The following is a 13,310-nucleotide window of genomic DNA, read 5'->3' as shown; positions in this document are numbered from 1 at the left end:
CTTTTATGGTATTTGGTCTTCTTTTTATTCGAGGTTACAATAAACCAAGATGATAAAAAATTTTACGGTTAGTTTAATGCAAAGATTTCCAAAGATCATGGCACAGATCAGTGTAGTGGGCTTCTGCGCCTTCACTCTGTACGGCTGCTCTTCATATGAAAATTTTAAGTTCATTACTGAAGACCTGGAAATCCCAACTCAAGTCTATCGTGCCGACTACAATAAAGTCTGGCAAGAAGTGATGAAGATCACTAACAAATACCCAAGAGAAGTTTACAACCAGGACGCTGGAGTTATTAAAACTCGCTGGATTGATAACACTCTGGAGCTAAACTTCGCGGACTCTTTTGGGTCTAATGACTCTGTAAAATCAGCGGAATTTAAACTCATCATCAACGTTGTAAAAGGTTACCGCGGCACTAAAGAAGTTAGTAAAGTGACTGTGTTTAAACGCCAAAGAGTTGAGCAGGACTTCCTGCAAGGCTGGAAAGTGATCAAGACTGACGGTATCTTGGAAAAATCTATCCTCTACCGCTTAGAGCGGGCCCTGACGATTGAGGCAAGACTTCAGGAAATCGAAGACAAGAAAACAAAAGAAGCAGAAAAGAATTTCTAAATAAAAAAGCCCCACTTCAAGTGGGGCTTTTTTTATTTCTATTTTAAATCTTTATAGTCTGAAGTTTAAATTACTGAATCGTTGTATTCAGTGCCATACGTTGCCAGAAGATTCTCTTTTTACCTTGCTCACCTTTTGGAGAAGTTAAACCAGTAATCTTTGATAAGCTCGTATCCATTTCAGCGAAGATATCGTTGTAGCGGTCTTTTTGGATCATTTTAATTAACGGTAGTCTCGCCTTTTCAAACTTCAGGTCACCAATTGTCAGGATCACGTTCTTAATAATGTTTGAACGTTTTGCCTTTAGCGGTTTTCCATTCATTGTCGGCTGGTAGTAATTCTTTTTATCGTAAAGCATTGCCCAGACTTGTGGAGCGGCTTCAGCTGTCTTTAATGTTCTGATGTTATCTAGTGCTTGAGAGCGGACAATAAACGAATCATCTTTTAATAGAGTCGCATACTGATGTCCGTAATTTTTTTGTTTCAAGGCCAGCATCGTCTTAAGACTCGCCATTCTCATAACCCAGTGAGGGTGATGAAGGAACTTTGAAAGGAATGGTGCTGATTTCTCCCCCATAATCTGACCTAGAAGGAATGTCGCCATCCAACGGTTTTTATCAGGGTATTTTCCATTCTTCATAACTTCGATAAGCGCTTCAACCGATTGTCCGCCCTGCTTAAGAGTTTCAGTTTTAAGCATCGCGATCTGAGCTTTATCTGTGTAGTTGACCATATACTTATTAAGTAGTGCCGACTTCACTTCAGAGTTGTTGATGGCCGCCTGAGCATGAGCAGAAATTGTAAAAGCTAAGAGAAGTAGAAAACGAGTTGCGTGTTTCATTATAGATCTCCTAATTTTTAACCTAACATCTTTTCAAATTCAGACAGAAGTTCTTCTGCAGATTTTTGTTCAACTTCTTCAGCTGGAGCATCATCACCTGCGACATCTAAAACTTGTGGAGCTTTAGCTGCTGGAGCTGGGGCCGCTGGCTTACTATCAGCAATTGCCTGGGCCATCATTGCTTCTAAGTCTTCCTCTTCTTCAACTGGAGGTGGAGCTACTGGTGCCGCCGCCGCTACAACTGGAGGTGCACCTTTTTTAAGATTAGCGAGTTCCGCTTTTAATTGATCATTTTCTTGTTGAAGGCGTTTTAAGTTAGCAAGATCTTCTTCGATAATTGCGTATTCTTTTAAACGTTCACGAATTTCATTTCGCTCACTAGTAATTGAGGCAAGTTCTTTTTGGATATTAGGATCGCCACCAGAACGAGTCATTGCTTCTGCTAATTGAGCTTCAAGATCACGTACTCTTTGTTGAGCTTGAGATAAATCTTTTTTAAGCATTTCAGATTCAGCTCCCAGCCCTTTACCTGCTGAAAGATCCTGAATTGTTTTTTCTAAATCTTGAATTTGTCTTTGGCGATCAGATAATTTTTGGTGAAGTGCTGCGACTTCAGCATTCTTCTGACTGATTTCTTCGCTTCCTGATCCAATATGAATACTTGATGAACTTGGAAGATCTCCTACTGGAACAACTGATGGGACACCATTACCGATATCTAAACCACCGCCACGAAATAGTGATGACTTTAATGAATTTGAATTTTGAATGATTGAATCAAGATAGTTTTTTACGACACTAGCTGGAATTTCATGCGAGAGTTGGTGAAATTTTTTACGGTTATAAAACCAGTAAATGATGATTCCCACCATAGTTACCAGTAATAACAAACTAAACACAGTGATGGTTTCATCAGTGAATTTTGTTAGAATCAAACGTATTGTTTCAGTCACGGTCCCTTCCTAGGATTGTATGCATACTTATCTATTACGAAATTATAATCTACTCCTGAATAAAGACAAGATTTCCTTATGCAAAGGCGTTCTTGCAGCGACGATTGTCGCTTGGAAAGGGTGGAATTTCTGACCTTCATAATCAGATACTATCACTCCTGCTTCCTGACAGATTAATCCCGCAGCTGAAACGTCCCATGCAGCAAGCCCTCTTTCCCAGAAGCAGTCGAAGACTCCGCTGGCCACATAACATAAATCAAGAGCGGCACTTCCCATTCGGCGGATCCCGCGACTCTTGCCCATCATATGCTTAAAAAGATCAAACTCTTCATCAAAGACAGGGCCTTTTTCAGTGGCAAAACCAGTCACAAGTAATGAATCAGCAAGGAGTTTTTTATTAACAGATTTTTTTAGACTCACAGGTTTTGATTTCTTCTTAAAGTCGTTTGAGAACTTGATCAATTTAGTTCCCTTACCTTTAGTCGCACAAAAACACTCACCGTTAGTTGGCCTTAGAACAACTCCAACTACGGGCTCTCCGAAATGAACCAGAGAAATACAGACTCCGTAGTAATCAAGTCCATTTAAAAAATTATTCGTTCCATCCAGTGGATCGATGATCCAGACCCATTCTTTTTCTCTTAAAAATTTATAGCGGTCCATCTGGCCCATGTATTCTTTGTAGGCAGTTTCTTCTGCTAAAATGAAATGGTCAGGATACATTTTCTTGATTCCGGCCACGATCATCGCTTCCGACTCAACGTCAGCGTTGCTCACCATCCCCTGCGCTTTTTTGGTAGTGATCTTTAAACTCGAAATCTTTTTTTGTTTGATCAAAAGAAAGCGTGCCGCTTTAACAGCTAAATCGATTGATAGCTTCAAGGCCTCTTCGTTTTTAACTTTAACTTTTTTAGTGGTAGTCGCTTTCATTATGTTCTTCGTCATCCATTTCCGTTTGTTTACTTTCGTTTTCTACTTCTTCCTGAGGATTATGCCCCTTATCCGGAACTGTGTACGATTCCTGAAACCAATGACCAAGATCAATCTGCTGACAGCGCTCAGTACAAAATGGTCTGAACTCTGATTCGTAATAACTAAATTCCGTAGCACACTGAGGACACTTAACTGTTAATTTTTTATTCATAATTAAAATTTCTCCCCGTATCGGCCGAACTCCAAACATACCGATTGGTAAATAGTTTTTTCCTTAAACATGTTCAGCTTCTCATAACGATCGACTAAACGAATGCCTTGTATTGCATTAGTTAACCAAATTTCCTGAGAGCTTTCAAGTTCACTTTTTGAAATATCCGACTCAATTAAAGTAAACTGAGCTGCTTTTAAATATTCGATCAATTTTCTTCTGGTCACTCCATCAAGCACCATCGAAGAAAGTTTGGGAGTAAGGATTGTTTTATGATCAACCACTGCAAAGATATTTGACGTGCTGGCCTCTGTGGCATTCCCTAATTGATCAAAGAAAATCACATCATCGCACTTACGTTTTTTTGCCTCAATCAATTCAAGTTCCGCCAAAAGATAATTGGGAGACTTGATAAAGCTTGGGATAATCGAAGTAACTTTTGGCGATTGGGCATTTCCCAGAGCAACAAAGGGTTCTTTTGGCGCATGCGGTTTTTTAGAGAATAAAAGAGTTTCTTCAGTTATCGCCAATCGAAAATAATGTGACGGGACAAATTCCTGCTTTAAGAACTCAGTGATTTCCAGAGTCTTATCTAACCATTTTGACTTAGGAAACAGATAATCGGCCCCTTTGAGCAAGCGCTCAAGGTGCTCTTTCAAAAAAACAAATTGCGCTTTATCTGACATCAATGATGTAAAAGTTTGCACACCTTTGTTCAACGAATTTGACTGGTAAATGTCAGTGGAATCAAGCGATATTATTTTCAATGAAATGCTAGCCTCTTTCTTTCTAAGAGTGTAGCTTTAACAGCAAAGAAATGACAAAGGAATAGTTAATGGAGTCAGTGAATTCTCCCCTAACAATTATCGGTTTTGGCTCTCAGGCAAAGGCCTGGGCACTAAATCTTAAAGACTCAAAGCAAGACATTAAAATTGCTTTAAAAAAAGAAAGCAAATCACGCGCACTTGCAGACAAGATGGGCTTTACTGTTATCGATTTAGAGACTGATGCCTTGAAACAATCTGACACTCTTGTCATGCTTATCCCAGACGATCAGCATTCAACTTTCTTAGAAAAAAATATTTCATTCATTAAACCTGGCGCGCATTTAGTTTATGCTCACGGATTTAGTTTATCTAAATTCGATCTGACAAAAACTTATCCGGGACTTGTTCACTCACTACTTGCTCCAAAAGCAATCGCCAGTGAAGTACGATACCAATACGAAATTCATGGAAAAATCGGAGCTGCTTATTATGCTCCAACTGAAAAAGCTGAAAAAGAATTGAGAGCGATCTCAAAGAACGCTGGCTTCACTGCTTTATACAAAAGCCATTTTGATGAAGAAACCAAAGCTGACCTTTTTTCTGAGCAGTCTTTTTTATGTTCAATCCTTCCCTACGTTGCTTTGAAATCTTTTAATATGTTAAGAAAAAATGGAATCTCTCAGGAAGTGGCCTTCATGGAATGCTTTCTTGAATTGAAATCCATCTCTCAGGCCATTGTGACTTTAGGCCCTGAAGCTTTTTTTAACCTGATTTCTCCTAACGCTTTAATCGGGGCCATCAAAGGTCGCGACCTGCTTTTAGGAAAAGAGTTCGATGCTTCTCTAGAAACTTTAATGAAAGATATCAACGATAAAACTTTTTATAAAGAAGTTGAAATGGATGCTGATGCCTTAAGAAAACAAATCTCCCTTGAATGGAGTAAAGAAGAACTGTCTGAAGTTTTCAAAAGATTAAAAGCAGATTTAATTAATTAGTGAGACCAATATGAAATTAGATACAAGAAAAATTCGCGCCTTCAAAAAAGAAACAGCTGGAAGAACTCTTCAGATGTTAACTTGCTACGATTTCCAAATGGCACAATTATATAACGAGACTGAACTGGATTTAGTTCTTATCGGTGATAGTGTTGGTAACGTTGTTTTAGGAATGGATCACACGATAAAAGTGAGTCTTGAAATGATGACAATCTTTTCAAAGGCCGTAAAAAAAGGTGCCCCTGATAAATTCGTCATTGCTGATCTTCCATTTGGAACATACGCGACAGTTGAATCAGGATTAGAAAACGGAATTAAACTTTTCCAACAATCAGGTGTTGAAGCTTTAAAGCTTGAAGGTGCTTATCCACACGAATGCAAGCTTATTGAAAGACTAACTCAAATCGGAATTCCGGTTATGGGTCACATTGGATTAACTCCACAATCAGTTCATGAGCAAGGTGGATACTACACTCACGGAAAAGATGAAGCTTCAAAAAATAAATTGATGAAGGAAGCTCTGGCCCTTGAAGCTGCAGGATGCTTTTCAATCGTCTTAGAATTTGTTGAAGAAAACTTATCAAAAGAAATTACCAAAGCTCTAAAGATTCCAACAATCGGAATTGGATCTGGTCAACATACTGACGGACAAGTTTTGGTTATTAACGATCTTCTTCACAATGGTAAAAAAGATCCACCAAAATTCTGTAAGCCGATCGGCAACCTTTACGAGATTAAGAAAAAATTAATTGAAGACTATTTAAAATGAGATTAGTAACTATAGACAACGGCAACACGAACCCACATGTTGGATTCTTCACGGAAGGAGTTCTTCAAAGTGTCGTCCCTCTTGATCAATACTCGCCTACTCCGGGTGACTTTGTTCTCATTGCCAGCGTAGGCCCAAAACTTTCGATTCAACCTAGTTTTGATTTGAAAACGAAGCGCACACCAACTCATTTCTTTGATATGAAAGTTAACTACGCTGAGACATTAGGTGAAGACCGCCTGATTGCCAGTTATGGAGTTTTCAAGAAACTAAAAAAGGGTGAAAGAGTTTTACTCATTGATGCCGGAACTTTTTTAAAAACAGACTTTATTACTGAAGATGGTTTCCAGGGTGGTTATATCTTTCCCGGAATCAGCCGTTTTCTAAAAATCTATACAGAGAGCGCTCAACTTCCCACACTATCAAAAGATTTATTGTTCAAAGGAAATGCAGACCTTCCTCACACGACGAATGAAGCGATTCTAAAGGCCACTGAATTGTATTTGAAAGCTTGTGTTGAAGAGGTCATAACGAAAATCGCCCCCGATAAAATAGTTTTCACCGGGGGCGATGCGAATGAAATTAAAAAATTAATTAGTTCAAAAGTTCATGCTGAGACGGATCGTCACTTAATACATTCAGCACTGTCGTTGATCCATGATCTTCATCTTCGCCAAGAGTAGCCTTTAAGCTTGATGGGATATCTACTGCACGGTATTTTTTTCCGTTAGTTGTTCTGATCCAGAAACCTAAAACAAGCTTCTCATCAACAACCATACGAATCGGCTTTAAGCTTACGATATGATCTGTGTTAATAAGCAGGGTTTCAAAGATGTTATCTACTGATTGCCCGTCTTTTGGAGAAACAATTTTAAACTTTGCTAATGCCATAAAATCCTCAAGTTCGTGTAAGTGATAGTTGAGTATAGATTATCCGACCGTCCTTAATAGTCCCCTTGTAATTTTTATAGTTGTTTAGGTACTGTGCTATTCCTAAAGCGCTCTAAAGTGGCTATATTGAGTTTATATGATCAATGAATTTAATAGCGAAGACTACCAACAGCGCTTCGGCGGGATTGCCAGGCTTTACGGCGTACAGGGGTTAAAAAACCTCCTGAAAGCGCGCGTCCTGGTTGTAGGTCTTGGTGGTGTAGGCTCATGGGTTGCTGAGTCCCTTGCCCGCTCTGGAGTTGGGGCCATCACATTGGTGGATCTGGATGATATTTGTATTACCAATACCAACCGTCAGCTTCCGGCGATGACTGGGCTTTATGGAAAGATGAAGATCCACGCTATGAGAGATCGCATTCTTGCGATTAATCCTCAATGCCAGGTTCATGCTATTGAAGACTTCTTCACTGATAGAACGGCAGCGGCCATTTTAGATAATCACTATGACTACGTTATCGATGCTATCGATAGCCTTCAAAATAAAGCTCTACTTGTGGCCTCTTGCAAGGATAGAAACCTTCCGGTTTTAATCACTGGTGGGTGTGCTGGTAAGATTGATTCGACATTAATAAGAGTGGCAGATTTAGGATTAAGTGAAAACGATTCACTTCTTTTTAGATTAAGAAAAAAGCTTCGTCGAGAGTTTGGATTTCCAAGTGCTGCTAAAACAACTTCGCAAAAGAAACAAAGATTTGGGATTACTTGTGTGTATTCTTCTGAAGAGCAGGTTTATCCGACTGCGGATGGTGGGACTTGTGCGATCCCTGATTCAGAAACTAACCTGAAGTTGGACTGCGAAACTGGTATGGGTTCTGTTTCTCATATCACGGCCATTTTTGGATTTATGGCCGCGGGTCACGTTATTAATTCAATTGCCAAAAAATAAACTTAAATATTAGTTAGACATGAAATCCTTTCGCTATCAGAATTCATCTCATCAGCACATGTTACTAGATTCTTTGTAGGCAAAGAATAAACATTGTAAACTTCGATGCATGATAACTTATAGTGATCAGCAGAAAAGAATGAGCCGCAGTTTTTATAAACTGTCATATTGTACGACGTAGCTTTTTTTCCTCTTATTGACGTCACACATTTATCAATGTCTATTGTCGTACTAAAGATATTTCCACAAATCTGAATCAACTCAACATCTAAATTATAACGAATGCCTTCTCGTGCGCATGAACTACTAAATGTTGGATTACTAAAAGTACTTGCACATTGAGTAGCTAAGTTATCCTCATATAGACTTTGACTAAGAAGTTTCATTTGCTTGATGCCATTAATATATTGAGCATCTGACATTTTTTTTACAGAATAAATTTTAAGTGCGTTATTAATCTTTACGATCTGAGGCGCCATCGTCTGATTATTTAAATCGCGGTAAAGATCCCACTGTAGCCATTCTAGGGCAGTTCTCTGAATATAATAGCTGGCAGAAGCATCAAAAATAGACTTGTTTAACTCCGATAGAAAATTGAAATACTGAATTCCAAAATTAATAAATGGAACATTGCTCTTCTTCTTAAGGGTCTCAATGTCAGTATCATAATAATCAATTGCCATTTTTATGGATGAAGTAAGCACTCTTAACTTTGTATCAACTGCACCGGTCTGATCTGCATTTATTTCTGATTTTAATAAATCATTAACCACTAGAGCGCGGTTTAAAATATATCTCATTAAAAGTTCTGAATTTTTTGGAGCACTCTCTACTACAACTGACTTAATTCCATCTTCAAAACGCTCAAGTTTGTCGACACTAGATAATCCTTGAACAGAATTCAATAATTCATTTAAAAAAACTTTTGAGTTTTTAGCCCATGGAAGTAATTCCGCAATTTGATTAGCTGTTAACTCTCTTTGAGTTCCTTCTTGAAGAACTGACGGTTTTGCGATTACTGGAATCACTACATCTTCGGCCTTCACTAATGTAGAGAAGCTAAGTGAAGCGAGTAGCATGAATGTCGTAAGTGCGTTTGTCGTTTTCATAATGTCTCTCATATCACGGCCATTTTTGGATTCATGGCCGCGGGTCATGTTATTAATTCAATTGCTAACAAATAATCTTAAAGACCATAGAGACATGACATTCTTGCATCATTCGTCCCCATTGCACCACATGCATTTATATTTGATGAATTTGTATTTTTTGATGTCGCAGTATCGATACATGCATTTCGATAGGCATTATCTGACATTGCACTTCCGCATGCCTTAACTATAGATTTAGAATTAGTATTTCTATTCTTACTTAAAGTATACATACAACCTAATCTTGAATCATTTGTTGATAAACTTGACCCACACACGCTAATTTCATCATCTGTTATTTGAGTAGTTACAGCATTAGTAATACAAGAAATCCTATAAGCGTTATCTGACAAGGCCGAACCACATGCATTGATTGTCCTTACTGAATTACCTTGTTTCTTTTGCTTCCCGACTTCAATTAAACATGAGTATCGAGAATCATTTGTTGATAGATCTGCACCACATGCTGCGATATCTTCTGTAGGCATAGAGTAAGTATTGTATGCCTCCATACATACTAACCTGTATGCATTATCAGAAAAAGATGAGCCACAATTTTTATAAGCTTTCACATTGTACATAGTTGCTGTCTTTCCTCTAATATTCGTCAAACAATCATACCTTGAGCTGTTCGTACTAAGGGTATTACCACAAAGCTGAATTAACTTAACATCTAAGTTATAGGCGATACCATCGGCAACGCATGAACTTCTGTAAGCAGCATCACTAAATGAGCTTCCACATTGAGAGATTAAATTAGCTTGGTTTGCAGCGCCATCTTTTGGAGAATTGTTATTAGAACTAGAGTCAGAATCAGAATCAGAATCGTTTCTTGAATAATCATTATTAGAAGAAACTTTTTTCGTAGAAAAGTTATTCAAATCTAGACTTTGACTAAGAAGCTTCATTTGTCTGATACCGCTAATATATTGAGTATCTGACATTCTTTTTACTGGATAAATTTTAAGTGAATTATTAATCTTTACGATCTGAGACGCCATCTGCTGATTATTTAAATCACGGTAAAGGTCCCACTGCAGCCATTCAAGAGCAGTTCTCTGAATATTGTAGCTGGCAGAAGCATCAAAAATAGACTTATTTAACTCTGATAGAAAATTGAAATACTGAATTCCAAACTCAATAAAAGGTGCAGTAGTTTTCTTATTAAGTGTATCCATATCAGTATCATAATAAGTAATCGCCATTTTGATTGATAAAGTAAGCACTCTTAATTTTGTATCAATTGTACCGACTTCATCTGCATTCATTTCTGATTTTAATAAATCATTAACTACTAGAGCGCGGTTTAAAATATATCTCATTAAAAGTTCTGAATTTTTCGGAGCACTCTCTCCTACAATTGATTTAATTCCATCTTCAAAGCGCTCTAGTTTGTCGACGCTTGTTAAGCCTTGAACAGAACTCAATAAATCATTTAAAAAAACTTTTGAGTTCTTTGCCCATGGAAGTAATTCTGCAATTTGACCTGCAGTTAATTCTCTTTGAGTTCCTTCCTGAAGAATAGAAGGCTTAGCGACTACTGGAACCACGACATCATCGGATTTAACTAATGAAGAAAAGCATAATGTGGTTAAAAGCGTGAATGTCGTAAGTGCGTTTGTCATTTTCATAAAGCGTCCAATTTAAGGTAAAAACTTTTAATTATTTAATTCCTATAAAGTAATGCAAAATGGCGTGATTTCACTCTCATGAGAATTTTTTACGGCCTACTGTTGTCAGCACGACACAAATTTAGTCATCATAAAAGATCTGAAAAAATCAATAGTTATCAAGCCTCAAGAGCAGGACCTAAAAAATCTGTCTACATTTTAGACAGCTTCAACAAAACTTATTTTAGAGGACAGGTCTTAATACCGATAAAATCGTATGAAAACTTCCATCCTATTTTTGATCTCTGCACTCATCACTCCATCGGCCTTTGCTAAATCTAAATGCATGACAAATGCTATTGGGATCTATCATGAAACCGGTTTTGGTATTTCATTTGGTGGAGGCTCAAGCAGTGTCGACTATGGCGAAAAAAGTGTAGTGAATGTCCCTTTGTCTGTTGATAATAAACCAGCATGTTTTATTAAGCAGAATGCTTTTAAACTTAAGAGTGAAGCTAAAAAAGATAAAGACGAAAAAAATAGTATTACTGTAACTCCGATGAAAACGGAGTTTGAGAATGTTCCTAATGCCAGTCAGAAACAATATATATTCGTAGAAAAAGATGCTGAGAATAGTTTGAAAACTAAATTTCATATTATGAGTTTCATCTGCGCGGGAGAGCTTCCACTTTCGATTGAAGCGACAAGTGATACTTATAGTAAACTTGCTTTAACTTCTAATTCTGCCAATATAAAAGTTAGTAAAGTTTTTGCAACAGGAAAGGCCGCTCAGAATTTAAAGAAAGTAATGCCTGATCTTTCGGTGCAGGAGACTTTTGATTTCTTTGGTAAAATTTATCAAGAAAAAACGCACAAAGAACTCATGGCAGACAAGCCTTGTTGTACTGAATATAGAATTCCTAGCATTATTTCTGATACATCTATTACTTCATTGTCTGGGGTTGAAAGAGCGATCGCTTCTAGCTTCACCACAATGGGAGCGAACGTTCCGAATGGGTGTAGTAAAGATTTTGCTGACAGTATGAAAAACTATCAGCTGGAAAATTATACTGCGAATGAATCATTGAAAGATTATCAGATTAAGAAAAAATGGTTTTCAGATGATCTAGTTTTCGAGTGGTAATAATTATTTTTTAAGCAGTGAGATTTGTCGCCCACAACCCAGTATAAGTCAGGTCATTTTGATTTGAATACGCCTCTACTTCATAACTAATCGAGAGATAAGATTCCCTATGAGGAATACCTTTCAAGCGGAACTGAGAGTATTCTTTTAAGTAATTAAAATAGAAACGAATAAATCCATCACGTCTTACTTGTTGAATATGAATGAGTTCATGGTTAATCGTTTTGACACTCGGTCTGATTTCAGAAAAAAACATGAAGGGGTATAAAACAATGCCATCAACTTTTAAAAGTTTAGCAAATAAGGAATTTCTCACTAATCTGATTTTCAATTGTCGTCCAGACCAGCACGGAATGATTTATAAAGAATCCCCTCTACTCGTTTTTCACTTACATCTTGAAGCGAATCAAAACTTGTGACATTGACTGGAGAGACTCCACAAAATTCCAGCACGGCTTTTTTCATCATATTCACTCCCGGATGGAAGTAGTTCAGATAAAGCCACCATGAAGGCGAATTACTCGTAACGATCAGGCGTGCACTCTTTCCTGATAAAAGCTTATCCCATCCAGTCGAGTGCTCTCTCTTTTTAAAAGCAAATCCTGGAAGAAAAGTTCTATCTAAAAAACCTTTAAGAATAGCAGGAGTTGATCCCCACCAAACTGGATAAACAATCACCAGGTGATTGGCCCATTTGATTAAGCGTTGAGCTTCTAATAAATCAGGCTCGAGATTTTGAACAACTCGATAACCTTGTTTTAAATTTGGATTGAAAGATAATTCGGAAAGATTGATTCTTTCGACTTCCCCGCCTTTTTCCATCGCCCCTTTTTCATAGTTGTCGGCGATAGCAGCGCAGAGAGATTTTTTATCAGGATGCCCTAATATAATAAGCGTTCTCATTTGATCGCTTTGTCTCCATGAATTTTATGCAGAATTTTTTTAGCAATTGAAGGCATGACGTATTGATCGATGCGCTCGTTTAATGAAGCTAGTTCACGAATCAAACTCGAAGAGATGGTCGCAAAGTGAGGCTTAGCAAATAAACAAATCGTTTCGATGTCTTTGTTGATCCCGCGATTCCCTACCGAGAGTTCAAGCTCCATCTGGTAGTCAGATGAGTTTCTTAAACCACGCAGTAAAAATTGCGCCCCGATTGAGTCGGCGAAACGGGCAATCGTTCCTTCGTGAGACATGATCTTCACGTTTTTTAATTTATAGTAATCCACGTAGGCCTGCATCATTTCCAGACGCTCTTCTAATGTGAACATATACTTCTTGCTTGGGTTCGTCGCAGCAACCCAGTATACCTGATCGAAATGAGTAGCGGCCCTCATCATGATGTCGGCGTGTCCCCATGTTGGTGGGTTTGCACTGATTGGGTAAACGATAATTTTCTCGCTCATTGTTGCCTCGGCAATAGGTTCTTTTCCCTATTATACACTTTATAAAAAGTATTCCTAGTGTTAGAATTTTGACTTCC

At 37.9% G+C, this 13,310-nt stretch carries 17 protein-coding genes; 6 read left to right on the top strand and 11 right to left on the bottom strand.

The genetic code is table 11. From position 1 onward, the window contains the following. Positions 1-49 precede the first annotated feature (49 nt). Positions 50-616, top strand: coding sequence for a hypothetical protein (locus SHI21_RS11955; RefSeq protein WP_323576820.1), 567 nt, complete (start codon positions 50-52; stop codon positions 614-616). A gap of 70 nt (positions 617-686) precedes the next feature. Here SHI21_RS11955 and SHI21_RS11950 read toward each other — a convergent pair whose 3' ends face one another. From SHI21_RS11950 to SHI21_RS11930, 5 genes are read right to left on the bottom strand one after another with little or no spacing between them, the layout of a single operon-like run. Further along, a complete protein-coding gene (locus tag SHI21_RS11950; RefSeq protein ID WP_323576819.1) occupies positions 687-1,457 on the bottom strand; it encodes a HEAT repeat domain-containing protein in 771 nt (256 codons plus the stop codon). Positions 1,458-1,474: 17 nt separating this feature from the next. Beyond that, complete coding sequence (locus SHI21_RS11945; RefSeq protein ID WP_323576818.1) at positions 1,475-2,410, bottom strand: hypothetical protein; 936 nt, start codon at positions 2,408-2,410, stop codon at positions 1,475-1,477. 42 nt (positions 2,411-2,452) lie between these two features. Continuing rightward, a complete protein-coding gene (locus SHI21_RS11940; RefSeq protein ID WP_323576817.1) occupies positions 2,453-3,340 on the bottom strand; it encodes an inositol monophosphatase family protein in 888 nt (295 codons plus the stop codon). Further along, on the bottom strand, positions 3,321-3,554 hold the full coding sequence (locus tag SHI21_RS11935; protein ID WP_323576816.1) for a DNA gyrase inhibitor YacG: 234 nt from the start codon (positions 3,552-3,554) through the stop codon (positions 3,321-3,323). Before SHI21_RS11935 ends, SHI21_RS11940 begins: the two co-directional genes overlap by 20 nt. Before the next feature lie 2 nt (positions 3,555-3,556). Beyond that, positions 3,557-4,321 (bottom strand): aminotransferase class IV, encoded by a 765-nt coding sequence (locus tag SHI21_RS11930; RefSeq protein ID WP_323576815.1) that lies wholly within the window; start codon positions 4,319-4,321, stop codon positions 3,557-3,559. A 68-nt stretch (positions 4,322-4,389) separates the two neighbouring features. On the opposite strand from SHI21_RS11930, the gene SHI21_RS11925 reads away from it, so the two are divergent. From SHI21_RS11925 to SHI21_RS11915, 3 genes are read left to right on the top strand one after another with little or no spacing between them, the layout of a single operon-like run. Further along, positions 4,390-5,316 (top strand): NAD(P)-binding domain-containing protein, encoded by a 927-nt coding sequence (locus SHI21_RS11925; protein WP_323576814.1) that lies wholly within the window; start codon positions 4,390-4,392, stop codon positions 5,314-5,316. 10 nt (positions 5,317-5,326) lie between these two features. Continuing rightward, on the top strand, positions 5,327-6,085 hold the full coding sequence (panB, locus tag SHI21_RS11920; protein WP_323576813.1) for a 3-methyl-2-oxobutanoate hydroxymethyltransferase: 759 nt from the start codon (positions 5,327-5,329) through the stop codon (positions 6,083-6,085). After that, the gene (locus SHI21_RS11915; protein ID WP_323576812.1) at positions 6,082-6,768 is read left to right on the top strand and encodes a type III pantothenate kinase; all 687 of its coding nucleotides are present in this window, start codon (positions 6,082-6,084) and stop codon (positions 6,766-6,768) included. Before panB ends, SHI21_RS11915 begins: the two co-directional genes overlap by 4 nt. Here the strand turns inward: SHI21_RS11915 and SHI21_RS11910 are convergent. Further along, positions 6,680-6,976, bottom strand: coding sequence for a hypothetical protein (locus SHI21_RS11910; protein WP_323576811.1), 297 nt, complete (start codon positions 6,974-6,976; stop codon positions 6,680-6,682). The two genes, SHI21_RS11915 and SHI21_RS11910, sit on opposite strands and share 89 nt — an antisense overlap. Before the next feature lie 139 nt (positions 6,977-7,115). Here SHI21_RS11910 and SHI21_RS11905 point away from each other — a divergent pair, with 139 nt between their 5' ends. Then, positions 7,116-7,922, top strand: coding sequence for a tRNA threonylcarbamoyladenosine dehydratase (locus SHI21_RS11905; protein ID WP_410198827.1), 807 nt, complete (start codon positions 7,116-7,118; stop codon positions 7,920-7,922). A 2-nt stretch (positions 7,923-7,924) separates the two neighbouring features. Here SHI21_RS11905 and SHI21_RS11900 read toward each other — a convergent pair whose 3' ends face one another. Then, entirely contained in the window at positions 7,925-9,031 is a 1,107-nt protein-coding gene (locus SHI21_RS11900) for a hypothetical protein (RefSeq protein ID WP_323576809.1), read from the bottom strand. 77 nt (positions 9,032-9,108) lie between these two features. Beyond that, a complete protein-coding gene (locus SHI21_RS11895) occupies positions 9,109-10,704 on the bottom strand; it encodes a hypothetical protein (RefSeq protein ID WP_323576808.1) in 1,596 nt (531 codons plus the stop codon). Positions 10,705-10,960: 256 nt separating this feature from the next. On the opposite strand from SHI21_RS11895, the gene SHI21_RS11890 reads away from it, so the two are divergent. Next, a complete protein-coding gene (locus tag SHI21_RS11890; protein ID WP_323576807.1) occupies positions 10,961-11,827 on the top strand; it encodes a hypothetical protein in 867 nt (288 codons plus the stop codon). 10 nt (positions 11,828-11,837) lie between these two features. Here the strand turns inward: SHI21_RS11890 and SHI21_RS11885 are convergent, their stop codons facing one another. The 3 genes from SHI21_RS11885 to coaD are packed head-to-tail and all read right to left on the bottom strand — an operon-like array spanning position 11,838 to position 13,233. Continuing rightward, positions 11,838-12,158: a hypothetical protein gene (locus SHI21_RS11885; protein WP_323576806.1), complete on the bottom strand. Its 321-nt coding sequence runs from the start codon at positions 12,156-12,158 to the stop codon at positions 11,838-11,840. Continuing rightward, positions 12,155-12,730: an NAD(P)H-dependent oxidoreductase gene (locus tag SHI21_RS11880; RefSeq protein ID WP_323576805.1), complete on the bottom strand. Its 576-nt coding sequence runs from the start codon at positions 12,728-12,730 to the stop codon at positions 12,155-12,157. Before SHI21_RS11880 ends, SHI21_RS11885 begins: the two co-directional genes overlap by 4 nt. Continuing rightward, positions 12,727-13,233 (bottom strand): pantetheine-phosphate adenylyltransferase, encoded by a 507-nt coding sequence (gene coaD, locus SHI21_RS11875; protein ID WP_323576804.1) that lies wholly within the window; start codon positions 13,231-13,233, stop codon positions 12,727-12,729. The genes SHI21_RS11880 and coaD overlap by 4 nt, the downstream gene beginning before the upstream one ends. Positions 13,234-13,310: the final 77 nt, after the last annotated feature.

This window comes from Bacteriovorax sp. PP10, from assembly GCF_035013165.1.
GTDB lineage: Bacteria > Bdellovibrionota > Bacteriovoracia > Bacteriovoracales > Bacteriovoracaceae > Bacteriovorax > Bacteriovorax antarcticus.
The sequence above is the reverse complement of the archived record's forward strand: the minus strand, read 5'-3'. Positions and strand labels throughout refer to the sequence as shown.